19 protein-coding genes are annotated in these 26355 nt (G+C 48.8%); 8 read left to right on the top strand and 11 right to left on the bottom strand.

The window, feature by feature from the left end; all coding sequences use genetic code 11:
• Positions 1-15: 15 nt before the first annotated feature.
• Entirely contained in the window at positions 16-2136 is a 2121-nt protein-coding gene (locus Q1B11_RS00435) for an FAD-dependent oxidoreductase (protein WP_299725649.1), read from the top strand.
• Positions 2137-2443: 307 nt separating this feature from the next.
• On the opposite strand, the gene Q1B11_RS00430 is transcribed toward Q1B11_RS00435, so the two are convergent.
• The 8 genes from Q1B11_RS00430 to Q1B11_RS00395 form a co-directional block, all read right to left on the bottom strand.
• Positions 2444-2884 (bottom strand): hypothetical protein, encoded by a 441-nt coding sequence (locus Q1B11_RS00430; RefSeq protein WP_299725646.1) that lies wholly within the window; start codon positions 2882-2884, stop codon positions 2444-2446.
• Between the two features lie 177 nt (positions 2885-3061).
• Positions 3062-3829: an SDR family oxidoreductase gene (locus Q1B11_RS00425; protein WP_299725643.1), complete on the bottom strand. Its 768-nt coding sequence runs from the start codon at positions 3827-3829 to the stop codon at positions 3062-3064.
• 13 nt (positions 3830-3842) lie between these two features.
• Positions 3843-4832, bottom strand: coding sequence for a flavin reductase (locus tag Q1B11_RS00420; RefSeq protein WP_299725640.1), 990 nt, complete (start codon positions 4830-4832; stop codon positions 3843-3845).
• A 33-nt stretch (positions 4833-4865) separates the two neighbouring features.
• Positions 4866-6449 (bottom strand): FadD3 family acyl-CoA ligase, encoded by a 1584-nt coding sequence (locus Q1B11_RS00415; protein WP_299725638.1) that lies wholly within the window; start codon positions 6447-6449, stop codon positions 4866-4868.
• A gap of 17 nt (positions 6450-6466) precedes the next feature.
• A complete protein-coding gene (locus Q1B11_RS00410) occupies positions 6467-8158 on the bottom strand; it encodes an FAD-binding protein (RefSeq protein WP_299725636.1) in 1692 nt (563 codons plus the stop codon).
• Positions 8155-9927, bottom strand: a complete 1773-nt coding sequence (locus tag Q1B11_RS00405) for an FAD-dependent oxidoreductase (RefSeq protein WP_299725633.1) — start codon at positions 9925-9927, stop codon at positions 8155-8157. The genes Q1B11_RS00410 and Q1B11_RS00405 overlap by 4 nt, the downstream gene beginning before the upstream one ends.
• A 286-nt stretch (positions 9928-10213) precedes the next feature.
• Entirely contained in the window at positions 10214-11914 is a 1701-nt protein-coding gene (locus Q1B11_RS00400) for a class I adenylate-forming enzyme family protein (RefSeq protein WP_299725630.1), read from the bottom strand.
• 138 nt (positions 11915-12052) lie between these two features.
• Positions 12053-13126, bottom strand: a complete 1074-nt coding sequence (locus Q1B11_RS00395; RefSeq protein WP_299725627.1) for an MBL fold metallo-hydrolase — start codon at positions 13124-13126, stop codon at positions 12053-12055.
• 251 nt (positions 13127-13377) lie between these two features.
• Between Q1B11_RS00395 and Q1B11_RS00390 the strand changes: the two genes are divergently transcribed.
• Both Q1B11_RS00390 and Q1B11_RS00385 read left to right on the top strand, forming a co-directional pair.
• Positions 13378-14748 carry an MFS transporter gene (locus tag Q1B11_RS00390; RefSeq protein WP_299725624.1) on the top strand — a complete coding sequence of 457 codons (1371 nt, stop codon included), beginning with the start codon at positions 13378-13380 and terminating at the stop codon, positions 14746-14748.
• 52 nt (positions 14749-14800) lie between these two features.
• Positions 14801-15892, top strand: coding sequence for a Rieske 2Fe-2S domain-containing protein (locus Q1B11_RS00385; RefSeq protein WP_299725621.1), 1092 nt, complete (start codon positions 14801-14803; stop codon positions 15890-15892).
• A gap of 70 nt (positions 15893-15962) precedes the next feature.
• Here Q1B11_RS00385 and Q1B11_RS00380 read toward each other — a convergent pair whose 3' ends face one another.
• Positions 15963-17237 (bottom strand): L-serine ammonia-lyase, iron-sulfur-dependent, subunit alpha, encoded by a 1275-nt coding sequence (locus tag Q1B11_RS00380; protein WP_299725618.1) that lies wholly within the window; start codon positions 17235-17237, stop codon positions 15963-15965.
• 136 nt (positions 17238-17373) lie between these two features.
• On the opposite strand from Q1B11_RS00380, the gene Q1B11_RS00375 reads away from it, so the two are divergent.
• A complete protein-coding gene (locus Q1B11_RS00375; protein WP_299725615.1) occupies positions 17374-17841 on the top strand; it encodes an Lrp/AsnC family transcriptional regulator in 468 nt (155 codons plus the stop codon).
• Positions 17842-18047: 206 nt separating this feature from the next.
• On the opposite strand, the gene Q1B11_RS00370 is transcribed toward Q1B11_RS00375, so the two are convergent.
• Positions 18048-20480 (bottom strand): efflux RND transporter permease subunit, encoded by a 2433-nt coding sequence (locus Q1B11_RS00370; protein WP_299725612.1) that lies wholly within the window; start codon positions 20478-20480, stop codon positions 18048-18050.
• A gap of 29 nt (positions 20481-20509) precedes the next feature.
• Positions 20510-21478, bottom strand: coding sequence for a YCF48-related protein (locus Q1B11_RS00365; RefSeq protein WP_299725609.1), 969 nt, complete (start codon positions 21476-21478; stop codon positions 20510-20512).
• 409 nt (positions 21479-21887) lie between these two features.
• Here Q1B11_RS00365 and Q1B11_RS00360 point away from each other — a divergent pair, with 409 nt between their 5' ends.
• The 4 genes from Q1B11_RS00360 to Q1B11_RS00345 all read left to right on the top strand — a co-directional run bounded on the left by Q1B11_RS00360 (position 21888) and on the right by Q1B11_RS00345 (position 26219).
• Entirely contained in the window at positions 21888-23111 is a 1224-nt protein-coding gene (locus tag Q1B11_RS00360) for an acyl-CoA dehydrogenase family protein (RefSeq protein WP_299725606.1), read from the top strand.
• Positions 23112-23195: 84 nt separating this feature from the next.
• Entirely contained in the window at positions 23196-24329 is a 1134-nt protein-coding gene (locus tag Q1B11_RS00355; RefSeq protein ID WP_299725603.1) for a dienelactone hydrolase family protein, read from the top strand.
• A 35-nt stretch (positions 24330-24364) separates the two neighbouring features.
• Positions 24365-25138 (top strand): SDR family NAD(P)-dependent oxidoreductase, encoded by a 774-nt coding sequence (locus Q1B11_RS00350; protein WP_299725600.1) that lies wholly within the window; start codon positions 24365-24367, stop codon positions 25136-25138.
• Between the two features lie 10 nt (positions 25139-25148).
• Positions 25149-26219, top strand: a complete 1071-nt coding sequence (locus Q1B11_RS00345) for an alkene reductase (RefSeq protein WP_299725597.1) — start codon at positions 25149-25151, stop codon at positions 26217-26219.
• The last annotated feature ends 136 nt before the right edge of the window (positions 26220-26355 follow it).

Raw genomic sequence — 26355 nt, 5'->3', positions numbered from 1 at the left:
CCAGAGAGTCGTTGTATGTCTACTTTCGAACATCTGTCTAAACCGGGCCGAATTGGTTCTCTGGATCTGAAAAACCGCATAATCATGGCGCCTATGGGCTCAAACTTCGCTGAAGCGGATGGTCACTGCGGCGAACGCATTCAAGCCTATTACGAAGAGCGTGCCAAAGGTGGAGCATCATTGCTGACCATGGGCGTCTGTTCTGTGGCATACCCCCACGGCACAGCCGAGCCTTATCAGGTGGGTATTTCTGATGATCAGTTTATTCCCGGACTGAAACAGCTAACCGACAGAGTGCACAAGCACGATGCCAAAATTGCTATTCAGCTTCAGCATGCAGGTAAGACTGCAGTAAGGGATCTGGCTGAAGGTCGAGAGTTATGGGTGCCTTCCCTGCCCAAGCCTCAGAAAACCGATATGATGAGCTCCCTCACTCTGGGAGAGCTTGGTTCATTTATTCGTCCAAAGGCAGGCACCAAACCCACTATTCGGGTGATGGATAAAGACGACATTGCACAAATGGTTGAATGGTTTGCCTCAGCAGCAGAGCGTGCCGTAAAAGCCGGTTTTGATGGTATTGAGTTACATGCAGCCCATACCTACATTATTGCAGGATTCCTTTCTGCCTACTCCAACGTGCGGGATGATGAATACGGTGGACCATTAGAAAACCGTGCTCGTTTTTTAATGGAAGTGATTGCCGCGGTTCGTGAGCGAGTGGGTAAAGAGTTTCCGGTCTGGCTCCGCCTGGATGCCCATGAACTCAGAATGGAAGGCGGTATTACTGTAGATGACTGCATTGCCGTCGCCAAAATGGTCGAAGCCGCAGGGCTGGATGCCGTGCATATCTCTGCCTACGCCAATACCAACAGTGGCGATGCGTTTACCGAAGCACCATTAGTTCAAAAGCCAGCCGGCTTTCTGGATTGGACAGCAGAAGTTAAAAAGCACATCAAGATTCCGGTGATTGCCGTTGGCCGACTGGAACCAGACGTTGCAGACAAGGCCATTGCGGATGGTAAGTGCGATTATATTGCTCTGGCTCGAAAGCTGCTTGCCGACCCTGAATTTCCAAGAAAGGTCATTGAAAACCGCCCACAGGATATTCGCCCCTGCATTTACTGTTATGTTTGTGTAAGCCAGATATTTGTCAATGAACGTGTAAAGTGTGCTGTGAACCCCATGACCGGGCACGAATCAGAAATTCAGCTGATCGCAACCGATCACCAGAAGCACATTGTCGTCATTGGTGGAGGCCCTGGGGGCATGGAAGCGGCCAGAGTCGCTGCCACTCGCGGGCATCGAGTCACTCTGATCGAACGCAGTCAACGATTAGGGGGAACCTTGTTTTTTGCCTCCCTCGCTTATCCAGAGAATGGTCCTTTACTGGATTATCTGGTGAATCAAGTAAAGCAGCTTCCTATTGATGTTCGATTGAATACTGAAGCTAATGAAGCTCTTTTAAACGAACTGAAACCCGATGAAGTCATTGTTGCCACGGGTGCTCTGCGTAATGCACCCAATATCCCTGGCGCTGAGCAGAAACATGTTTGGTCCGGAGATGAACTTCGTCGCCTGATGACGGGTGACGGTGACGATATCGCTAAAAAGAAACTCAGTGTCGCTCAACGGATGATGATGAAATCCGGTTCAATGATTGGAGCCACCAACAGCACAGAAGCCATTCAGCAACTATCAAAACTTTGGATGCCTCTTGGTAAGCAGGTCGTCATTGTTGGCGGTGGTCTGGTTGGACTGGAGCTGGCAGAGTTTTTGGTGGAGCGCGGTCGGTCAGTTACGATTCTGGAACCAGAAAGAGATCTTGGCACCGAATTGAGCATAGTTCGCCGCTGGCGGGTACTTCACAACCTGAAAACCCATAATGTTGATACCGTTACGTTTGCCAACGTTACTAAGATTGATACGTCAGTGGTTTACTATCAGGATAAAGACGGCATCGAGCATCAATTGCCTGCAGAATCTGTTGTTCTGGCCGTTGGCGCTGAACCGGATCATGGCTTTGCCAGTCAATTGGCGGAAGCAGGGTTTAATGTTACGAACATCGGTGACAGCTCCGATGTCGCTTATATTGAAGGTGCTATTAAATCAGGATTAAATGCAGGGATGCAGTGCTAATACCAATTCTGTTTTTAAATTATGGGCTGCGCAGCCATTTTGACCGACTGGATCAGCGTTGAAGTTCCTCGCCATAGCTACGGCTATGACTCGTCGCTTCGCCTTTATGCCCTGTGGGTATTGCCCAGTCGCCCAAAATAACTTGCTCGTTCCAAAATTTAAAAACGCCATTGGTATAACCATATAATGACAGGGCTTCATGCCCTGTCATTTCTTAGCCAATTTAGAGATTGTATGTTCCGGGAGAAAGATCCTGTAGGTTGGGGAAATTGTCAGACTTATGTGACATGAGCCTACAAGCCCTTCATCAGGCAAAATCCGGTCTGAAGTGACATTTTGAAGTATCCACTGATTCAACAAGAATAAAATCGTATTGCAGCCCTTTAGACTCATCCACAATGACACGAATACGCTGCTCTCCATTGTCGTTATTTTGGAGGCTCCCATGATTACCTGATATCATTTTTGTCACACTGTCCAAAGGCTCAACAACTCGCCCCTCAAAGCTGTCTGACGCCTGATTGTATTCAAGATTGGTATATATGCAGTGAAGTTTTTCATTGTTGCCATAGAAATAGCTCAGAATTAAATGTGGTTGACGAACCTCCCGATCGGCTACTAAATAAGCTCTGGAAACCTGAATCTGAGAAACATCTCTGCACCAAGCCGTACCATTCGAACTACTCTGATCAGTACACTGCTCTGATGCTGTAAAAACTTGGTTGATTCCAGTAAATGACGGTGCCACCTCCATTCTCAAAAATGCTCTCTAATACCTTTGACCGCATTAGCATAGACGACTTCCTAACGGCCAACAGCCTTACTAAAACACAAAGATACGACATTCAATTCACCAATTAGAGGCTTAATGAATAGCAGACGACTGAAGAGGAGGAGTCAGGCCATAAGACCTGACCATCTCTATTTAAAAAGCGACAGAACGAACCATGGCATCCATTCCACCATCCACAAAGAACACGCTGCCATGGATAAAGCTGGCTTTATCCGACTGCATAAATGCAATCACTTCCGCAATTTCTTCCGGGCTTCCTGCACGACCAAGAGGTGCAACAAAGTTGCGGGTCACTTCACCAAAGCGTGGATCTTCCAGCGTGGCATTCAATAGTGGCGTTTCTACCGCACCGGGTGCCACCACATTGATGCGGATACCCTTCTTGCCATACTCAACTGCTTTTTTTCGGGCAAAAACGGTCACTGCATACTTGGAAGCTGAATAGGCAATGTGTGGCATACCACTGTCGTTTGCCTGCTTAACAGCACTGGCTTCATCGTTATCCAGCAAGAATGGCACCATAGCATCCTGATTTGCCAGCTGCTGATTAGCCGCGACGGAACCAATAATCAGAATCGCGGGCTTTTCCCCTTTTTCCAGTGCTGGTTGCAGCCCTTCTACCAGAGAAGTAGCACCAAAATAGTTAACACTTACTACAAGACCACTGTCTGGAGCTGTTACACCCAAGCCAGCGCAACAGATCAGACCATCGAGTTTGCCATCACACTGGGTGAGCACTTCATTAATCGCAGCATCTCTACCGGCTGGTGTCGACAGATCCGCATTCACCTCGGCATTGGCTCGATCGATACCAATAACCTGATGACCAGCGTCTGACAGTACTTTACAAACCGCGGCTCCGATACCAGAGGCAGAACCAGTCACTGCAGTAACAGGCATAATCAATCTCCCTTTATTCGTTGTTATTGTCATTACTGTTTGACCAAAGATCCGGCAAACCAGGATCTGTTTTCGAAATAACCCGTTTCAATAACAGTTTTAGCGCCATAATATCGCCCGCCCCCAGCTGATCTCCGAGGGATTCTTCAATGGCTCGAGCCTGAGCAATATTATGAACCGAAACTTCTCGTCCTTCGCCAGTCAATTGATAAATCTCACCCTGCTTATCCAGTGCGACCAACTCCTTCTGAATCAATGTCTCCATTTCATCCGCTGTCACGGATTGACCGGTGTAATCAATAAAACTGTTTAGCTGCTCAAGGCTCTGTTTGTCTTGAATACAAAGAACGGAGAGAATGAAAAACTGCAGTTCATCCAGTTCATGCTCCTGCAACCGGGCACGCATACTATGAATCATCTGGAAGTGAGCTCGTCCCAGCAAGTAACCCAGTAAATCTTCGGTATAGCCGGATTCCACGGCATCCGAAGAAGACGACAGATTCACTCCTTCATAGGGCTTCTTTGCAGTCAGCGCGTAATGTCCATCCTGATAAACCAGGGGAGGCAGGTCATTTTTATCAAAGCTCAACACCTCACCCACCAGGATAATGTGATCACCGCCATCGTAAGTAAACGCTGTACGACACTGGAAACGAGCAGTGCAGTTATTCAGCAGCGGCACATTGTTAATACCTTCTTCATAATCCAGTCCGGCAAACTTGTCTTCGCCTTTAGTGGCAAAACGGGTGGACAAGTCTTCCTGTTCCACCGACAGCACATGCACATTCCAGTTTTTGGATTCCGTGAAAAAGGGCACTGCAGCTGAGGATTTCGCCAGACTCCAGAGGATCAGAGGTGGGTCTAAAGACACGGAATTAAAACTATTAGCCGTAAGACCAATCAGATCACCGTCTTCAGATACGGTCGTAATAATGGTCACCCCCGTTGTAAAGGTGCCTAATGCTGAACGAAAAGTTCTTGTATCAAATGGCGTTTGTTTCATAACAAATCCTTTTATAATTATATTTATTATTTTTTAAAACTGATTCGCCAGCTCCGCCTTGACCACCTTGTTCGAGGCATTCATTGGCAGTGTTTCCACAAAGCGGATATGTCTGGGCACTTTATAGTTCGCCATGTTGTTGCGAGACCATTGAATCACGTCATCACTTTCTAATTGGTGGTTAGGTTTCAACACGATGAAAGCACAACCCACTTCCCCCATACGTTCGTCAGGCACACCTATCACCGCTGTTTGTGCGATGGCAGGATGCGTTACCAGCGTGGCTTCAATTTCTGCGGGATAGCAGTTAAATCCACCGTTGATAAACATGTCTTTTAGACGATCAGTAATTCTCAAATACCCACGGTCATCCAGCGTGCCGACGTCACCGGTATGTAACCACCCGTTGTCGTCAATGGTTTTTTTGGTCGCTTGAGGATTATCCAAATAGCCTTCCATAATGTGGAAACCTCTCAGACAAATTTCTCCAGCTACACCCGCCGGTAATGGCTTGCCTTCCGGATCAAGAATCGCCACTTCTGTATTGGCAATGGCTTTACCACTGGTCGTCGCAATGGTTTCAGCGTCATCATCCGGCAAACAAATCGTGGTGAGCCCGCCACATTCGGTCAGTCCATAGGCGGTCGTTACGGTTTTAAAGCCTAACTCATTGCGCATTCGCTCAATCAACACCGGCGGGATGGTTGAAGCCCCGGTAACAGCCACTCGCAAAGACGACAAGTCCGCTTCAGCTAATCGTGGGTGTGCCAGTAATGACAAATACAGCGTGGGCGGGCCTGGAAGAACATTGATCTGCTCTTCTTCAATACGCCGGAAAACATCGTCTGCATCGAACACGGTTTGCGGGATAATCGTAACGCCAGCTAACAGTGCAGAAAGCCATCCAGCCTTGTAGCCAAACGCATGAAAAAATGGATTCACGATCAGGTAACGATCACCGGGTTGCAGGCCAATAATGTCGACGTACTGGGAAAATGCCTGGATACAGGCACCATGACGACTCATAACCCCTTTCGGTTTTCCGGTCGTACCAGATGTAAACATCACATCTGAAACATCACTGCCTGTGACAGCTTGTGCACGACGATGTGCTTGCTCTTTGTTGCCCTGATTACTGTCGTTTATAAAATTTTCCCAGGACAGTGTTTTGGAAGGTTCTGTACTGGCTCTTGAACTGATTTGAACCCTTAACCGGACACTCTTTGGGCAAGACGTTTCAATGAGTTTCGGGTAATCCACATTCAGGAAATCACCCACGATAAACAATGCTTTTGCACCGCTGCGCTCAAGAATATCAGCGGCTTCACGGGCTTTCATCCGGGTATTGATGGGTACCAGAACCGCACCTGCCATCTGCAAACCAATGGCCGCCAACACCCAGAGTGCGGAATTAGGTGCCCAGATAGCTACACGATCGCCAGCATCTATTCCGTGGTGAATCAGACTGGCCGCTACTGCCAATGCCTGTTCTGGTAGTTCGGCATAATCAATTTTTGTACTGCCATCTTCGATGGCGGGGATACCGGCAAACTGTCCGGCAGCCTTGAATACTGCATCAGGAATTGAACAAGCCTGATGACACTTCTTCTCTATCATTATTCGTTCCCTGCCGTTTATCCAACAGCGGCCTCGATCGGAGGTTTACTAACGCTGCTCATTTTCTTTTCCAGGCCAGCCATGGACTGCCCCGCCCGGCGACCAGAGAACACACAGTCTGCAAGCGATAATCCACTGATATAAAGATTGGACGGAATACCAATTGCTGCACGTCCAGCGGCGTATAAACCATTAATGCCATTACCATGATCATCCAGAACCTGACCGGTCTCTTCGTTCACATTCATGCCGCCCAGGGTCAGCGAGCCCAGAGGAAACACCGGACTTTTCACGGAGATATCCAGCGCATAAAACGGCCCTTGTTTTACTGGAAGACTGTAGTCTTTTGATTTACCAAAAGGATCCACTTCACCATGGGCGATTGCCTGGTTATAAGCATCAATATCACGTTTAAACGCTTCTGCATCCATGCCACACCTTGCTGCTAACGCCTCAAGAGTTTTGCTTTTTCTTGCACCCAGAATCATCAACACCAAAGCGGGAACCGACTGAAACCACCAGTAGCCTCCAAACAGGCACTGCTTGATTGAAGCCCAACGCAGATTTTTATCCAGCACCAGCCAGGCTTTGCCTTCCTGATGCTCGCACATTTCATAACCCAGCGTTGCGCCATACACTTCTTCATTACAGAAGCGTTTACCTTGTGAGTTCACCACTATGCCTTTAGGCCAGTAACCGGGAGGATTTATAAAACGCCAGGCCGACACTCTGTCCATACGGTCTGATGAGGCATCGACACTGGCACCTAGGCGCACACCACTACCATCACAACCCGTAGCGCCAATTTTGAAGTTTCGTGTGTATTTCGGCGCCTGCTGTTTCAACAGCTCCCGGTTAAAAATAAAGCCACCGGTGGTTAAGGCAACACCTTTGAGCGCACGTACAAGCATCGGCTTAGCATGCTGCTGCTCAATATCAGCCACTCGTCGTCTTAAACGGTCGCAATAGGCGGGGGACAGGTTCTGCAACTTCTCTGCTCGGGCAGAAAGCTTATGATGCAAACGGGCTTCTGGTGTGTCTGCAGGAATACACATCATCTCGGCACCAATGACTTGGCCAGAACCATCTATCACCAGTCGTCTAGCTGCAGATTGAGTCATGGTTTTGATGCCTTCTTTCAGACAGGCTTCTTTTAAGTGATGATACAGCACCACACCGCCATGACCTTTCCCAACCGTGCGATGGCCTCTGGGCGCATGTGGATAACTGGATTGATACGCGGGAACCTGCTCATTCCCGGAGTAATAAAGATAGTAACCATCCGGTGGATACGAGGTCTTTCCACTCGGCGGAACTTCATGGCTGTAGGGTGTGCCTTTTGATTCCAACCAGGCCAGATTGTCACGGCTCTGGTCACAAAAACGTTTCAACGTTTCATCAGAAATAACGCCTTGGGTCTCATGTTTAAGGTATTCAAACATGGCTTCAGGAGAATCTTTATATCCAGCTTTCTGCTGCTGCGTTGTTCCACCGCCGGCATAAACGACACCTCCGCTTTTAGCCGATGCGCCACCACCATCAAAGCGATCAGCAATAATGACGTCGGCGCCATTGGCTTTAGCTTCTAATGCAGTACAAGCCCCGGCAGCTCCCCAACCAATCACAAGTACATCACAGACCTTACCCCATTGAGCAGACTCCGGCCTTTCGATGTGAATTGGTGGAAGTATTTCTGTCGTATAACTCATGCAACAGCTTCCTCTTCAACCCTAGGCTCACGAATGCCTTTCGGTTTAACTGCTGCAATATGATGAGCAGCAATGTAGCCAAAAGTCATGGCCGGACCAATGGTTGAACCTGCTCCCGGATAACTGGTTCCCATCACGGAAGCTGCGGTGTTGCCAATGGCGTAAAGGCCACCGATAACAGAACCATCTTCTCGTACTACCTGACCATGTTCGTTAGTTACCAGTCCGCCTTTAGTGCCGATATCACCGGGCTCAACACGCATGGCATAAAATGGCCCTTTACGCAGTGGCGCCAGACAAGGGTTGGGTTTTACATTGCGGTCACCGTAATAGCGGTCAAATACATTGGCACCTCGCTGGAAATCTTTATCTTCTCCATCTTCAGCAAACTGATTAAAACGATCCACCGTCGTATTCAGGCCTTTTGGATTCACGCCAATCGCTTCCGCCAGTTGATCCAGACTGTCCGCTTTCCAATACAGAGACTGACGCCATGCCTTGGGAAGACGACTATCGGGCATTATCTGCGCTGGCATTAAAGGGCCCATGGCATAATTGAAGCGGAAGTGACCATCAAAAATGACCCAGGCTGGTAATGATTGACCTTCGGTCTTCTGGTTATCGCGATAAATGGCATCACCGCATTCAAGATAAGGCTCGGACTCATTCACAAAACGCTGGCCTTCACCATTCACCATAATGGCACCAGGAAATGCTCGCTCAACAAACAGAGGTCGAGCTTTTTTCTCTCTCGGTACCTGCATGGTGGGCGTCCACCAGGCCCAGTCCAAAAGATCCGTTGCAGCGCCAAGCTTTTGCCCGGCAATTAATCCGGCACCGGTATTCTGGCCTTCTGGTGTTGCACTCCACTCAACGCTGGTGGGCTTAGGCAGATATTGCTCCCGGAGCTGCTGACTCTGCTCAAAACCACCAGCACCCATAATCACACCTTTGCGAGCACTGATTCGCAAGGGCTTACCGTCATGTTTCACCATGACGCCAGATACACGACCATCTTCAACAATGAAGTCTTCAAAGTCAGTGTTGAGCCAAAGGGGAATATCGCGATCCAGCATAGAATGGCGAAGTGATGCTATCAGCGCACTGCCCAGCGCTGCACGACGATCACGTTTCGTCTCGTGCTTTTTGCGCCAGCGGAAGTCCAACTGATATCGCAACATTTTCCACAGAATCATCAAACGCCAGCCGGACTCTTTGGACACAGCCTTATGGGCATCCCGGGCAGTCCAGGCGATCTTACCCATTAACAATGTGGTCGGTGAGGCTTCACGCAGATTGCTCAGCTCATCACCCAGCGCGCTGGTGTCGTACAACTCAGGATCCAGCGTTCTGCCACCTGGAAGTGCGCCAGGAAGCTCAGGGTAATAATCGGGGTATTTTTCCGCAACGGCGTATCGGACTCGACTGTTCTGCTCCAGATAACGCACCATTCTGGGTGCGGATTCCAGATAGGCTTGCAGCTTTGATTCTTCCACCTTGCCGCGAGTCGACGCGTTCAGATAGACCATCGCTTTTTCAAAACTGTCATTTCCACCTTTCTTTTTGAACTGGTCGTTATTGGGAATCCAGATACCACCGCCAGAAATGGCCGATGTGCCGCCATACTTATCACTCTTCTCAATGACCAGAACGGATAACCCCTGATCCACTGCAAAAATAGCGGACGACAATGCACCGGCACCAGAACCAACAATGACAACGTCAGCAATCGCATCGCGTTCCTGAGGCACTTCCACTTGAGATTTCATCCGAATCTCCCCCCTTTATTTTTATTCTTTATTTGCAGGCTCTTGGCATGAAGAGAGAGCAGGCATGATGTCAGGGTCTGTTGACGTTTCGTTGCGTGCTCAGCGGGTGACTCAGAAAAATGCCCCCCGCTTTGTCAGACTTGCTCGGCGTAGAATGACTACGCACTTCACAAGCCTTTCGCGCGGTTGACATTTTTCTGAGTCACTGAGCCTCGCAACGAAACGTCAACAGACCCTTGGCATCATGCGCTGTCTGGTGAAATTGACTCATCGTCAAAGTGGACTATTACGCTTGTTGAAACGCTTTTTTGAGGTCAGCTTTCAGGATTTTACCGGTCGGATTTCTGGGAAGTGCATCCGTCTGCAAATTAATAATGGCGGGCACTTTATAGGCCGCAATATGACTGGCGACAAACGTCTTCAGGTCCTCTGGAGACAGCGCCTCAGTATTTTCAACATGAACGGTTGCGACCACCGCTTCACCGGTTGCCTCATCAGGCACACCAAAAACGGCAGCCTCCAGCACTTCGTCATGCTGCATCAGGCAGGATTCCACTTCCGCTGCAGCAATGTTTTCACCGGCCCGGTTAATAACATCTTTTAAGCGGTCAACAATGTAGAGATACCCGTGTTCATCGCAATAACCAAGATCACCCGTTTTCAACCAGCCATCGCGGGTAAAAGCACTGTTGGTCGCATCCGGGTTACTGAAATAACCATCCATAACCGCAGCGCCCTTCATCTGAATTTCACCGGTTTCCCCTTCGGGAAGCACTTCACCTTCCGGTGAACAGGTGCGTATTTGCATGATCGGAGATACGACACCTGCCGCTTCAGGACTATGACGGAAGATATCACCAGAACCTGCAGAGGCAACGCCATTGGTTTCAGTCATACCATAACCAATGCCCACCATCTGATCTTTTAAATTATCCAACACAAATTCAATAGTACTGCTGGGGATGCCCGCACCACCAAAACCAAGGCCGGACAGATTTTGTCCAACCTCTTTAAACTCAGGCTGTCTCAATAACTGCAACACCATGGATGGCGCGCCATTAAACTGAGTAACCCTCTCCGTTTTAATCAATTCAATCACCGTTTCAGAATCCCACCGGTGCATGAAGATAACTCGTCTGCCGGACCTCATGGCAGTGAGCAACTGGGCATGCAAACCACTGACATGGAAAAGGGGAACAGCAGTCAACAATACTTGGGGAGCTGCTTTTGCCATGATTTTGCCCACCAACTCCGGTGAACTCATACCCGACAATGCCGCAATATAATCGATATTAAACAACGCCTGACAAACCGCACGCTGGGAAGAGACCACCACTTTTGCGCGACTGGTGGCACCCGATGTAAAGAGAATCAGGGCGGGATCATCCCCGGTCAGGTTCAATTCAGGCAGCTCTCTCTGATACCCGCTAACGACATCAGCAAAGGCATATGTAGAAATGCCTTCAACCTCATCACCGACCAGCAGGACCTCACAGGACGGCGCAACACTTTCTGCTTTCAACCGGTTTAAACGCTCGTGGTCGCATATAAACAGAGCCGGCTGAAGGTCACTCAAGGCGGTAACCAGCTCTTCCCCAAGACCAAAACTGTTCAGCGGGGCAGGCACAGCACCAATCATCGCCGTAGCCATAAATGCAACCGCCCACTCCGGACGATTCCGCATAGCAATAGCGACACGCTGCCCTGGCTGAATACCTTGCTGATGAAGCCAGCCAGCCACTGAATCCACCGCATTAAAGAACCGCTCGTAAGACCAATGGTCGTGCATATAAGAGAGAAACAGCGCACTTCCCTCTTTCTGAACATCGCCATTTCGCGCTGCTCGAATAACATCGATCAATGTCTGGGGTGCGTTTTTGTATATCTGACAAACACCACGCTCCGTGGTTATGTCACTCAGTTCAAAAGGTGCACCCGGCGAAACGAGAGTAGCCCGCGCCTGAGATAACCGGTCAATAAACTGCATGACTTGCTCCTTTGTTATTATTTTTGTGTTTCTTTTTTAATTCTTATTTTTATTCTGAAAATGTAGCCACGACAGTATCGAAAGCCATTTTCTTTTTTAGCGTGAGCCTTCCTTTTTACTCACCGCTTTTTGATATTTCTAAATTATTGAGTATTGGTTTACACCATTTTCATCAGTCTTAAGCGTAAGTTCTTTATTTTCGATCAACCAGTTTATATGAGCCAATGTTTCGCCCACCGCCAGAATTTGATCCATCGGAGACAGTTGGCGACGGAATAGCCAACCCATTACCTGATAAGTCGTTGCACTGCTTACTCGCAGCATTTTCTTACGAATAATCTCCAGCTGCCTTATGTGATGGTTTCTCAACTGCGCCGTTCGCTCATGAATATTGAGAAATACAAGACCGTGGGCTGGTAAAGCCAGTGTTTCCCGGTGAAGCCCATCGAGCCGATCCAATGAATCCATCCAGAAAGCCAACGGATTGCCATATGGCTCAATATCCGTGACCAGCACGTTGGAGCTGATCGTTGGCAGCAACTGATCACCGGCAATCAGCAGTTTATCTTGCTCACTATAAAGACAAGCGTGCTCTGGAGAGTGCCCATTACCAATGACTATCTGCCACGCCCTATCACCAATATTGAGCGTTTGCCCTTCACTCAAACGAATAAAAGACGATGGACCGTCAATGATAAAAGGGTCATCAGAACAAACTCTGAAAATATCCTTGATCAACGAATCTTCAAGCCCAGCTTTTTGGTAATACCGATACTGATCTGATCCACCCAGTTCCTGATGCCTGGAAAAAAAGACACGCATCGTGAAATACTCACCATGGGTCATGTACACCGGCACTTTAAAATACTCACTAAGCCACCGCGCCTGACCAGCATGATCATAATGAAAATGGGTACAGATGACCGCCTTCAATGGTTTTTCCGAAAAAACGGTCTCTGTAATTTTCAACCACAGGTTACTGATCTCCTGAGAACAGAGACCAGTGTCTACTATCCACCAACCATCATGATCTTCGAGAAGATAGACGTTGATATGGGATAGCGACCCTGGCATTGGCATACGAGCCCACAACAATCCATCCGCCAACTGCACAACTGAGCCATCTGCTTCCGGTGCCGTATGGGGATATTCCAATGCTTCCCGCTCCCTTACTTTCCGGGACTTTTCCGTCTTCACATCTGTTGTGCTCAATGGCAACCTCGGACAGTCCGTTTCCAGAAGGCTCTGCAATTTATTAATCGCTTTTTATTGATCGATTGTTCTTCGAACAGAGCCCCAAAGTAATTACTTTTGACCTGGATCAAATAAATGAAATTACAGCGTTCTTAACTACGTCCATAAGGACGATGTTCATAGCAGAGCATATAGTGAATCCTTGTCGTGCACAGTAAAAAACAGAGTTGAATTACATTCTGTAAAAGAAAAATAACAATAGGTGCCCAATGCAAAATACCGCTGTTGAAGCAGCACCGGAAGTGTCCAGCAATGATCGTCCTGCATGGCGAACTCATCTCACACTTGTGCTGCTTGCATTGATTTATGTCTTTTCATTTATTGATCGCAATGTCATTGCCATCGTTCTTGAGCCGATCAAACAGGAGTTTGGTGCATCAGACACCATGATGGGGCTGATCAGTGGACTGGCCTTTGCAATTTTATACGGCGGCCTTAGTTTACCTCTGGGACGACTGGCCGATCAGGGCGCTGATCGCCGTAATATGATCGCCATCTGCTGTTCATTATGGAGCTTGGCTACCATGGCCTGTGGCATGGTTGGTCAATTCTGGCAGTTGTTTATCGCCCGTATGTCCGTTGCAGTGGGTGAAGCAGGCGGCATGGCACCTTCTGTTTCCATGGTTTCTGATCTTTATCCAAAAGAACGCCGCTCCCTGGCCATCAGTGTTCTGATGATGGGACCTCACATTGGCGTACTCGCCGCCATGGTGCTGGGTGGCTGGATTGCGCAGGAGTTCGGCTGGCGTTACGTCTTTATCATTTTTGGTGCACCAGGCATCGTCCTTGCGTTGGCACTTCGCCTTATCGCCCGCGACCCGGGTCGTGGTGGCGTGAATAATCCTCAGTCACAAGCTGCGGCGCTTAACAATGAAGAGAGTGCACAGAAAACGCCTTTTATTGAACAATTAAAAGCCATTTGTCGTATTCCAGGCTTTCTTCCGATCAGCCTGGGAGCCGCTGCGGCCGGCATGGCCGGTTACTCCTTCGGTATCTGGACGCCGACGTTCATGGTGCGAAACTGGGATATGTCCCTCGCTCAGGCAGGGCTGATCTTTGGTTTATCCAGTGGTGTACTGGCGGTGATTGGTTCCACATTCAGTGGCTGGTATTGTGATCGTTTGACCAAGAAGGATGCGCGTTGGCAGGTTCGCTTGCCACTGATTGGGCTACTAATCAGCCTGCCATTTGCCCTCGCCTTCCTGCTATGGCCAGCAGAAAAATCATTCAGCTTCGGCGGCTATTTATTGCCACAAGCCATTATCTTCGCAGCAGTGTTCAGTTTCTTTAATAGTTGGTGGCCCACGCTAACCTACGCTGCTATCAGCCATGTGACGACAGATAGACAGCGGGCAACGGGCGCAGCTGTGCTTAACCTCCTCATCACACTGTTTGGTGCAGGCCTTGGCCCATTAACCACCGGCATTCTCAGCGATCAATTGTCCGGCACCTTCGGAGATGATGGGCTGAAGTATGCACTAGCCTGCACAACCCTTGTTTTATTTACGTTATCTGTCGTGTTCTACAAATTGGCATTAACACCTTATAAGCAGCGCATGGCTGATTTACAAAGTCAGTAATATTTTATTCATAAAAAGCGAAACAAAAATAAGAAAGAAGGAGCGACTCACTATGGCAACAACGGCTGATTACAAAATCGGGGAGTATACCTTCCCCCGCGGCTGGTTCATGATTGCAACCTCCGAAGACATCAATACCCATAAGCCTTTGGCCATTCGTTTTTTTGGTCAGGAACTTGCCCTGTATCGTGGTCGTGCAACGGGTAAGCCTGTGTTGATGGATGCTTATTGTCCTCATATGAAAACTCATCTTGCTGCACCAAACGACACTTCCTATGTGATTATCGACGGTGGGGGCACCAACATTGAAGGCGATAGCATTCGCTGCCCATATCATGCCTGGCGCTTCAACGACAAAGGTGAGTGCGATGATATTCCATACCACTCAGGCCCCATTCCAAAAAAAGCCTGCGTTCGTACATGGACAGTCAAAGAAAGCCTGGGCGCTATCTGGGTATGGCACGATCCGGAAAACGGCAAGCCCGACTGGGATCACCCAAGCCTGCCAGAATGGGATGATAAAGCCTGGGTACAGTGGAAGTATGATGACCTCGGAGAGCTGGAGCAGCACCCCCAGGAAGTCATTGATAACATATGCGACTATGGACACTTAAGTCCGATCCACGGCTCGACCGTGCAGCGCTATGAGAACGAATTCTCCGGCATCTATGCCATTCAGCGCCAGTGTGGACCTCACAGAACTCTGGTCGGTGAAGATGGTGCAAGTCCGGTGCTTCATACCAATACGGTATATCACGGACCTGGCGTATTGATTTCACATCTTACCGGGTTCTACGAGTCTATCCTGATGATCAACCACACACCGGTTGAAGATGGAAAAATTCGCGTATGGCACGCCTTACTGGTGAAGTCGCCTAATGGCAATGAAGAAGTCACAGTAGAAGATGGCATTGCTGCAGCTCAATTTCAGCACGCCAGTAAACTGGCCTTTATGCAGGATTTTGAAGTGTGGACAAACAAAGCACCTTGCCTAAACGGTATGTTTATCCCAAGTGACGGACCTTTTATGAAAGCCCGTATCTGGTATAAGCAGTTTTATAATCCACGGAGCATGAGCCAGGAATTTCTTGAGCGCTGTGAAGGGGTTTATGTGCCTAATGGTACAGAGCCTTATACGGCCTGAATACGACAACGCTCCGGTTTAACCGGGGCGTTGTCTTTCAACAATGCTTTCCAACTTGGCCTGACTACTTTTAGCCCGCCATCATACGAATAATGACATTATCCGTTTCTGCCAGACCCTGATTAGCAATCAAGCCGATATTATCGATTGTCTTTTCAACACTGTCTTCAATAATACCTTCATGGGATGTAATTCGAATCCCTTCCATTGCCAATAGTGCAGCCTTAATAGCAGACTGTGCTGAAGTGGATACTTTCAGAGAGCAACCAGAACCGGCACCATCACAAAGGATACCCGTTACATCTCCCGTCATATTAAACAATGCAGACTCAGCGTGCTCTTCATTGCCACCCAGAAGCCACGTGATCGCAGCAGATGCACCTGCAGCAGCAGTGGTTGCAGCACAGAGCGCAGAAAGCACGCTCATATGGGATTTGATATGAATAGCCGTCAGGTGACTCATAATCAACGCACGGGTTAATTGCTCACGAGAGGCGCCAATCGTTTCAGCAACAGCAACAACCGGCATGGTCGCTGAAACCCCCTGGTTACCACTGCCAGAATTGCTCATAGCGGGTAACAGTGCGCCCCCCATACGAGCATCGGATGCAGCGGCAGAACGGATCATCGCCTGTGACATCAAATCCGTGGTTTGAAGGCCGTCTCTGGTGGTTTTCAACAGAGTTTTACCAATTCGAAGACCATAATCCTGAGCCAAACCTTCGGCGGTCAGGGCAGAATTCAACTCCGCTGCCTTCATAATAAACTCAAGCTTCGCAAGATCACCCTGAGTAGCAAACTCAAAAATAGCAGAAACACTTAATTCGGGTTCTTCTTTACCGGCGCTAGCTGCATCACTATCCAAGCCACTGAACAGAACATCGCCATTCAATGTTTTGCGAACCATATTCGTATGGCCATCTTTAATAACGACAGATGCCGTTGATCCAGCCCCATGGCAGATCACTTCTGCATAAAGCTTGGAATCCGTATCCACCATTCGCACAGACACCTGATCGCTCTTCATCATGGTTCGGGCCTGTTCCACATCATTTGGTGCAACATTGCCGAGCACTTCAAGGCCTTGGTCAGGATTACCACACACCGCTCCCAGAGCCGCGGCAATATGCAAACCAATTTCACCCGTGCCAGGAATACCCACACCCATGCCATTTTTCAGTAGATTGCCACTGACTAATACTTCAATTTGTTCCGGAGCCTTGCCCAAAATTCGCGTAGCTTCTGCAGCGGCCAGAGCTGTAGACACAGGCTCAGTACAGCCAGTTGCTGGCGCGACACGGTCATTAATTAAACGGACATAAGCATCCCATTCATTACGCCACATAATTCTCTCCCCCAAGATCCTTTAAATTTGATAACTAGTGTAAAAAGAGTGATTGGAAAAAATCTGTTCGTTCTGATTTCGGATTTCAGTATATTGAGCAAAATTATTTCGCCTTAACTGCTATTCGAGAAAAAAAATGATCGACCAGAAAGATATCGCCATACTTTCAGCGCTGCAGGAGAACGCTGATTTATCCATAAATGATCTGGCTGACAAGGTCTGTCTGTCAGTGGCTCCCTGTTGGCGACGTTTGAAAAAACTGGAAGACAGTGGCTTTATTCGTAAACGAGTAGCGCTTCTCGACCCTGATAAGGCCGGCGTGCCTTTGTCGGTATTTGTGCAAATTAAAACCAATAACCATTCCATTGACTGGCTCAATCATTTTGCAGAAACCGCCTCTGCCTTTGCTGAAGTTATGGAGCTGTATCGTATGGCGGGCGAGTGGGATTACATGATGCGAGTTGCCGTGAAGGACATTCATGCCTACGACCATTTTTATAAAAACCTGATTCAATCAGTGCCTGGGATTTGTAACGTTTCAAGCAATTTTGCCATGGAACAAATAAAGTACACGACAGCACTGCCTCTTAGAAGCTGTTCATGATCTTTTGCGAATAGCGAAAAAGAGGAGAAAATGTTCCTGTTTTTCAGTTTTTTGAGGCGCATAGTGGCGCTACGTAACGAAGAAAACTGGTAACCAGGGGCGTTTTATCATCGTTTACAGCTCGCAGAAAGATTGTGAACAGCTTCTTAAGCCGGCTATAAAGTAAAAAGCCCTCAACATGAGGGCTTCATCATTATGATATGCACTTATTTAACGGGCATCTCTGATGCTTCAAACACGCCACCAGTATCTTTAGATGTCTCCACCTTGATGGTTTTGTTTACCTTACGTTCAGGTTTCACATCCAACCAACAGGCCAGAGCCGGCAACAGAAAGATCGCACCCAACACATTCACCAGAAACATAAACGCCAGCAGAATACCCATATCCGCCTGAAACTTCAGCGCAGAAAATGCCCAGGTGCCAACCCCGATAGACATAGTCACGGCCGTAAAGACGGCAGCTGTCCCACGTCGATACATGGCTTCGTAGAAAGATTCCCGAAGGCTGTGCCCTTGTTTGAGGCTGTGCTGCAAACTTTCATAGATATAGATGCCGTAATCCACACCAACCCCCACACCCAAAGCAATAACGGGTAATGTTGCCACTTTAAGCCCAATACCCAACAGTGACATCAACGCATTGCAAAGTATGGTCACCAGAATCAGTGGAACAACTACGCACAATACCCCACGCCATGACCGGAAGGTAATCCAGCAAAGTAAGGTGATTGCACTGAAGATGGCGGTCAGCATTTGAGCTTCTGCCGTCTCAACCGCCTGATTGGTCGCTACGGCAACTCCGGCATTACCACCCGCCATACGGAACGTGGCATCGGATACGGATTGCTCAGCAAGGTATTTCTGAATTTCACCGGAGACATGTTTCAGCGTGGCATCCTGATGATCGTCCAGATACACCATCATATTAATAATTTTACAACCATTGTCGCTCAATCCCTGCTGTGGGTGCGCCGCACGAGCACCGGCAACCAGTGCATAGTTATCTCTCTGCAAGGTTCTCCAGCGTGGGTTCCCTTCATTATTTCCAGAGACGTATAGTTTGCTGAGCCCAGCGACCGTACGTACCGACTGTACCCCGTCAACACCCCGCATATGCATATCAAAGCGGTCAACAGCGTTCATGACTTCCCAGTCCAGACAAGCTTCTTCACGGCCACTGGTTTCCAGATACACCGACAACACATCCATACCAATCTGGTAGTTTCGGGCGATCTCATCATTATCTTTATTGTACCGGGACTCTGCACGTAACTCGGGCACACCTGAGCCTATATCGCCTGTCAGCAGTGAACGGGACTGCCACGTTCCACCCACCAGCAATACCAGCATGCAGGCCAAGCTGATCATGGCGGCTTTGGGTGTTGCCAATGCAGAAAGTTTCCACCAGATCGGGTGCTTTACATCAGGCCGATCCGGCCCACTGAATGCCATATTCTCAAGCTTCAGGTGAGAAAGAATAATCGGCATAAACATTTTGTTGGTAACGATCATCATGGCAACACCCAGGCAAGCCGTCACACCCAGCTCATGCACCATGGGAATATCGATGACCATGATCACCATAAAACCCAGCGCATTCGCTAACAATGCGACAGTGCCCGGAATAGCCAGCTTACGAAATGCGCTCTCAGCAGCATCGATTGGCGTCATGCCCATCAGCACATCCTGTTTCCAGGTATTGGTCATCTGCACAGCATGGGAAACACCAATGGAGAAAATCAAAAAGGGAACCAATACGGACATAGGATCAATGCCGTAACCAATCAACGGCAACGTCCCCATCAGCCAGATGACCGGCAACAGAGCCACGGCAATAGCCAGCAGAGTCAGTTTAAGTGAGCGGGAATAAGCCCACAGCAGCGCCATGGTGATGCCAAAAGCCACTATAAAAAAGATCAATACATTGACCAGGCCGTCCATGACATCGCCCATCACCTTGGCAAAACCGATGATGCTTACTTCAATATTGTCATTCGCCAGCGCCGTACGAATGCTTTCTAAATGTGCGGCTACTGCCCGATAATTTGTTTTATCTCCGGTAGCCTGATCAAACTCCAACAGCTCTGCCTGCACCATGGCAGATTTCAAATCCGTAGATACTAGGTTTCCGACTTGCCCGGATTTATTCACATTCGAGCGTACGGCTGATAGTCCTGCCTCGTCTGCAGTGAATCGGGATGGAATCACTTCACTGCCCATAAAACCAAATTCTGTGACTTCTACATAGCGGACTTCGGGTGTATAGAGTGATCTGACAGTGGTTCGGTTAACGCCCGGTATAAAGAAAACTTCATCTGTCGCTTTTTTTAACTGCGCCATAAATTCGGGGTTGTAAATATCGCCTTCACCTTTCCACTGCAGGTTCACCATGATTCGGTTAGCACCTGAAAACTTTGGGCCATGATCAAGAAAGGCCTTCATGTAATCATGATTCATCGGAATCAATTTATTAAATCCGGCATCGAAGCGGGTCTGCATCGCTGAATACGAAAAACCAATGGTCATTAAAATAAATAACACACCAAAGAAGCGTCGTTTTGATATGAGTAGCCTGGCAATGCCATCGACAAATCGATCCACAAAGGATCCGGGCGAGTTGTTGGATTGGTTAGCCATAAGAAAGATCCTGAAAATTATTATTGATATCAATTAAGCAGATTAGACAGAGCAACAGACTGCACACCGCTATCGCTACTCATTATTAAGTCGCCATTTTCAAGAGGCTGTAGATCGGTTACCGACATTCGCCCACCCCGGTAAACCATTTGGAATGACTGACCATTGTCGCTACTACGAAGTATCATTCCCCCTTGGCCAGCAAGGAGAACACTTCCGTCGTTTAAAAATTCATGGGCAAAAATTGAAATAGGAATAGTAAAATCGAGCTTCTGCCAGCTTTCACCATTATCACTGGTGCGGAACAAATTGCCTCGCATGCCATAAAGCAGCCAGTTCTCACCGCCCAGATGCAAGCCACCATAAAAAGAACCATGGTAAAACTCAGGAAGTGGCTCCCAACTTTCACCTTGGTCCAGTGAACGGAACACCGTGCCCGCTTCACCGGCAATCAACCAGGATTGAGCATCGTCTGAAGACAACAAGGCATTAAGATGCCAATCGGTACCATTGGGTGGAGGCTCGATATTCCAATGCTTTCCCTGATCGTCTGAGCTCACGAGCTTGCCAAAACCACCAATGCCGACCCAACGACCAGAAGGCAGCTGTTTTATATCCAGAATTGGTTCATTTCTTTCTTTATCAAACGACACTTCAGACCAACTCTCACCACCATCTTCGGTTCTCAGAATCCAACCTTCATGACCGGTAGCAAAACCCAGAGTGTCATTCTGAAAGTGTAAGCGGGTGATCAGGGCGTGGCGCTGCTTATCGATCTCTGCAAAATTCCAGCTCTGCCCATCGTCTTTAGAAACCAGAATATGCCCTAGCTCGCCAGCGGCAACGAGGCCAGCAGCACTGCTGCTCAGGCTGGTAATGTTCATATTATTAATAGGAATATTACGCTCAGCCAGAGACTCAGGAATGCGTGGGGAAAATGCGAAAATCCCGGCTGCGGCAACAACAATCGAAATACCAATGCCAATGGCTGCTCGCATAATTAATTCCTCTTTTATTCTTATTTTTGATTCTCACGCATTATTGCCCCCACGGTAAAACCAGCATCGTCCAAATGTAGTAATACCAATTCTGTTTTTAAATTATGGGCTGCGCAGCCATTTTGACCGACTGGGTCTGCGTTGAAGTTCCTCACCATAGCTATGGCTATGGCTCGTCGCTTCGCCTTGCCCAGTCGCCCAAAATAACTTGCTCACACCACAATTTAAAAACGACATTGGTATAACCCCACCATTCACACCACTTTCCATGAGCTGGCGATAGTCCATATTAACGATGAGCCTTGTCTGTACCATGTGGAAACCTGTAGTCAGTATCCAATCAAGTCGGCCAGAATAAGCCGCAATCTTTCGGCCAAAAAAAGTCAAAATAATAAAGAGGGCTTTAACGATGAGTGAACAAACCAATCTTTTCGACATGTTGGACGGGGACGATTCTTACATGACTCCGGAAGCCGTCGCGCTGGTCAAGGCCGCCAGAGAAATTGCTCCCCGCCTTAAAGATCGAGCAAAAATGACAGACGAAACCGGTTCGGTACCGGTTGAGTCGGTGAAAGAAATTATCGAAGCAGGTCTATTCCGAATTCTCCAGCCTAAACGTTGGGGCGGTTCTGAAATGGATCCGCGCGTGTTTTATAAAGCTCAAATGGCACTGGCAGAAGGGTGTATGTCCACTGCCTGGATCTTTGGCGTCATCGGTGTTCACTACTGGCAGCTCTCTCTATTTCCTGAAAAAGCACAACAAGAAGTGCTTGCTGATAACCCGGCAACGCTGATTGCCTCCACCTACATGCCTACAGGCCAAGCCACCAAGGTAGAAGGCGGTTATCGTTTTTCTGGTAAATGGGAATTCTCCAGCGGTGTCGAACATTGCTCATGGATTTTCCTCGGCGGCCTGTTGCCAAAACCCAACGGTGAAGAAGGTCTGGAACACACCACCTTCCTGTTGCCTGCTTCGGATTTCAAGATTGAGCAAAACTGGGATGTCCACGGCCTGCGCGGTACCGGCAGCCATGACATCGTCGTTGAAGATGTTTTTGTGCCTGAGCACCGTACTCAACGTACTAATAATTACAGTGATGCCGGCTGTCCGGGCCGCGAGACCAATTCAGGCTGGCTTTACAAAATCCCGTTCATCCAGGTATTCCAGCGTGCAGTATCCTCCGCCTGTATGGGTGCCCTGGATGGCGCCGTAAATGAGTTCCGCACCCGCGCCGCCGCTCATATTGGTAAGCACGGTGCAAAGACGGCAGAAGACGTAAATGCACAAATGGCGGTGACTGAAGCCATGATTGCGTCCGATCAGCTTAAGCTGGTACTGACCAGAAACTATCAACGCATTGTGGATAACGCCATGAACGGCACCACCATGGAAGTGGAAGAGCGATTGTTACAACGCGCGCAATCTGCACGGGTACCAAAAATCTGTGCCGAACTCGCGGATGAACTGCTTCGTGCCAGCGCTGGTGCCGGATTGAGAAAATCAAACCCCATTGAGCGCATTAATCGCGACCTGAAGCAGGCGCGTGCTCATATTGCTAACAACGCAGATGCCTATGCACGTGCCCACGGCGCCGTTATGCTTGGCTTGCCCAATATGGATCCTTTTGTATAAACGATCTTAGAAAATCCAACACGGCTGGCTCTCACTTTGTGTCGGAGCCAGCGTTATAAATGATAAGAACATTGGAAGCGCACCATGACACGGTTAAAAAAGGCTCTGCTTTTTTCCGGCCTGGTTATCACCACTATCGGTGCAGGTTTTATCTATCACATTGAGACCGAGTATGCCGGTATAGGCCTGCCCTGGACGTCATCCATTAAACTGCCGGATTTACCGGAGCTGCCAGCGCCTAAAACGACACTGACTGAAGATCAGTCCGGAGATATCTACTTTTCAACACGCAGCCCTTACGATTTCTCGGAACTGCTGACGAATTTTGATAACACGCTGCAACACACTGGTAAAGGCGAACTGGTTCTACCTAAGGGTGCATCGGCAGAAAATCCTGTACCTGCGATCATCATTCTGCACGGCAGTGGTGGTATAGAACCCAACCGGGAACCCGTTTATGCACAGCTGTTTGCTGAGAATGGCATTGCATCACTGATTATCGATTACTATTCAGTTCGAGGTGCCACCAAAGACTCCACCTACCTGATGAAGACGCTATCAGCCTCAGAAACAGACATTCTGGTGGATGCCTATTCTGCACTCAAAGTACTGGGAACTCACCCCGCTATTGATGCCAGTCGAATTGCCGTCACTGGATACTCATACGGTGGCATGGTCACCCGCTACGCTCTGGACCCCAGAGTCAAAGCGATTATTGCGCCAGAAGTCCCACCCTTTGCCGCCCATATCGATGTATACGGACCCTGTCATCAAACGCTGGGAACCACAGAAACGACTGGCGGCGCCTATCTAGCTATTTTCGGGGACGACGATAACAGCGTTGATATCAATGTGTGTGAACAGGTTCATGGTGACATTGCCAAAAATGGCCCGGTCGAAACACTGCTGATTCCCGGGGCCGGGCACGCATGGGAGTCTGACCGCCCACGGGATCTTTACGACTTCCCTTACATCACTAATTGCTCTTTTTCTTTCGATGAAAAAACAGGCTCTGCTCTGATTAATGGTCAGCCTGCTGCCACCGCTCCGCAAGACGCTGGCCGAAACGAAAGAGCCTTTGCTCGCGCTATGGTGATGGTGGATGCTCCTGAGTGCATCGGCAAAGGCTATGTCATTGGTAGCGACAAAAAAGCAGATGCAGCGGCAAAACAACGCATGCTGTCGTTTATGGACACTTACCTGAAAGACGCTGGTTAAGTTTTAGATAAGAAGAATAAGAAAAGGAAATAACTATGGCAGGTTCACTGCAAAACAAAATTGCCTTTATTACTGAAGGTGGCAGCGGCATTGGTGCTGCCACGGCCGAACGTTTCGCCAGGGAAGGCGCTACTGTCATCATCTGCGGCAGGCGGCTGGACCCGCTACTGGCCGTTGAGGAGCAAATCAAACAACAAGGGGGTTCTGTGCACTCTGTGGTCGCGGATGTCAGCAACGAAACACAGTTTGTTCAAGCCCTTGAGAAAGCATCTAACGACTATGGTCGTTTGGATGTTCTGGTGAATAACGCCATGGCTTTCACTTGGGGTGGCATTGAAGACATGACCACAGAACAGTGGCATGAAAACTTCGCTACCTCCGTTGACGGCACCTTTTGGGGCACACGAACCGCCATGAAGCTAATGCGCCAATCCGGTGGTGGTGCCATTATCAACCTTTCATCCATTTGTGGTGCTTTGGGCACAGCTTATATGGCTGGCTATTCCGCATCCAAGGCCGCCGTTGTTAATTTCTCCCGTGCCGCTGCAGCAGAAGGTGCCAGAGACGGTATCCGGGTCAATGTGATTACCCCTGCCATTGTAGAAACACCAGCCACTGCGGGCATGCTTTCTGACGACAACAGTCGTCAGAACACAGAAAAGCTGATTCCTATGGGCCGGGTTGGGCAGCCAGAAGAACTGGCCAGCGCCATTACGTTTCTGGCCAGCGATGATGCTTCCTACATTACCGGCGCGGAATTGCCTGTTGATGGCGGACGCTCCGCCGTATTGATTACGGCGCTGGATTGAGGTGACCACTTTGCATAATTCACTCTCATTATTATCGCCAGTCACCATTGGCGATATTGAACTGAAAAACCGTGTAGTCATGGCACCCATGACGCGTAACCGGGCATCGGCTGACGGCATGCCTAACGAACTGATGGTTCAATATTACGCCGACCGTGCTCAGGCAGGATTGATTGTTGCGGAAGGGACATGGCCGGTGGTGACCGGCCAGGCGTATTGCCGTCAACCGGGTATCGAAAGCGAAGAACAGGTGCTTGCCTGGAAAAAGGTGACCGATGCCGTGCATGCCAATGGTGGCAAGATTGTGCTTCAGGTGATGCACGCTGGCCGTATTGGTAGCAACAAGATCAAACCTGCGGGTATAGAAACAGTAGCTCCTTCTAGCATTCAAGCTCGTGGTGAACTTTATACGGATCAGGCTGGCATGCAGCCATTTGATATACCACGGGAACTGTTGACCAGTGACGTACAATTGGTGATCGAAGAACATCGAGTGGCAGCAGAAAACGCCAAACATGCGGGCTTTGACGGCGTAGAACTTCACTGCACCAGTGGCTACCTGCCCATGCAGTTTCTCTGCTCCGGAACCAACCATCGGACCGATGAGTTTGGCGGTAGCGTTGAAAACCGGGCACGGTTTGCTGCTGACTGTCTTAAGGCCATGGCCTCAGTGTTTGGCAGTGGTCGTGTAGGCTTTAGAATGAATCCCGGCAATGCCTTTAATGATACTCAAGACGACGATTCGGCAGGCAGCCACATTGAATTGCTCCGCCAGATTGCCCCCCTCAACCTGGCTTACCTTCATATTATGCGTGCTCCCGTTGAACATATTGATGCCTTTAAGTTAGCCAAGACTCACTTCAGCGGTTCAATTATTCTCAACGATAACTTTGATTCGGACGCCGCCAATCAGGCGATCAGCTCAGGTCAAGGTGATGCGGTGTCTTTCGCACGACACTTTATTGCTAACCCTGATTTGGTTTACCGAATCAAAGAGCGTATCCCGTTAACTCGATTCGACCGGAAAACACTCTATACGCCGGGAGAGAAAGGTTATAACGATTACGAAAAAGCAGTTTAAGCCCTGATCGGCTTCACCCGTTGTGGTGCAGCCAGACTGATTAGCAAGATTATTTTTCTTATCCCGATGAATACTTGTTATGACGCTGGTTGTGTCCACTTTTACCTCTTGTGAAACGTGAACTCAAACGCAAAAG

The sequence above is a fragment of the uncultured Endozoicomonas sp. genome, from assembly GCF_947495845.1.
Lineage (GTDB): Bacteria > Pseudomonadota > Gammaproteobacteria > Pseudomonadales > Endozoicomonadaceae > Endozoicomonas.
This window is presented reverse-complemented; position numbering and strand designations above follow the sequence as displayed.

Coding starts and splice junctions, on each gene's coding strand:
- Q1B11_RS00375 (WP_299725615.1), top strand. CDS start 17,374: ATGATCGACCAGAAAGATATCGCCATACTTTCAGCGCTGCAGGAGAAC.
- Q1B11_RS00350 (WP_299725600.1), top strand. CDS start 24,365: ATGGCAGGTTCACTGCAAAACAAAATTGCCTTTATTACTGAAGGTGGC.
- Q1B11_RS00420 (WP_299725640.1), bottom strand. CDS start 4,832: ATGAAACAAACGCCATTTGATACAAGAACTTTTCGTTCAGCATTAGGC.
- Q1B11_RS00400 (WP_299725630.1), bottom strand. CDS start 11,914: ATGCAGTTTATTGACCGGTTATCTCAGGCGCGGGCTACTCTCGTTTCG.
- Q1B11_RS00390 (WP_299725624.1), top strand. CDS start 13,378: ATGCAAAATACCGCTGTTGAAGCAGCACCGGAAGTGTCCAGCAATGAT.
- Q1B11_RS00425 (WP_299725643.1), bottom strand. CDS start 3,829: ATGCCTGTTACTGCAGTGACTGGTTCTGCCTCTGGTATCGGAGCCGCG.
- Q1B11_RS00405 (WP_299725633.1), bottom strand. CDS start 9,927: ATGAAATCTCAAGTGGAAGTGCCTCAGGAACGCGATGCGATTGCTGAC.
- Q1B11_RS00415 (WP_299725638.1), bottom strand. CDS start 6,449: ATGATAGAGAAGAAGTGTCATCAGGCTTGTTCAATTCCTGATGCAGTA.
- Q1B11_RS00360 (WP_299725606.1), top strand. CDS start 21,888: ATGAGTGAACAAACCAATCTTTTCGACATGTTGGACGGGGACGATTCT.
- Q1B11_RS00435 (WP_299725649.1), top strand. CDS start 16: ATGTCTACTTTCGAACATCTGTCTAAACCGGGCCGAATTGGTTCTCTG.
- Q1B11_RS00385 (WP_299725621.1), top strand. CDS start 14,801: ATGGCAACAACGGCTGATTACAAAATCGGGGAGTATACCTTCCCCCGC.
- Q1B11_RS00355 (WP_299725603.1), top strand. CDS start 23,196: ATGACACGGTTAAAAAAGGCTCTGCTTTTTTCCGGCCTGGTTATCACC.
- Q1B11_RS00365 (WP_299725609.1), bottom strand. CDS start 21,478: ATGCGAGCAGCCATTGGCATTGGTATTTCGATTGTTGTTGCCGCAGCC.
- Q1B11_RS00370 (WP_299725612.1), bottom strand. CDS start 20,480: ATGGCTAACCAATCCAACAACTCGCCCGGATCCTTTGTGGATCGATTT.
- Q1B11_RS00410 (WP_299725636.1), bottom strand. CDS start 8,158: ATGAGTTATACGACAGAAATACTTCCACCAATTCACATCGAAAGGCCG.
- Q1B11_RS00380 (WP_299725618.1), bottom strand. CDS start 17,237: ATGTGGCGTAATGAATGGGATGCTTATGTCCGTTTAATTAATGACCGT.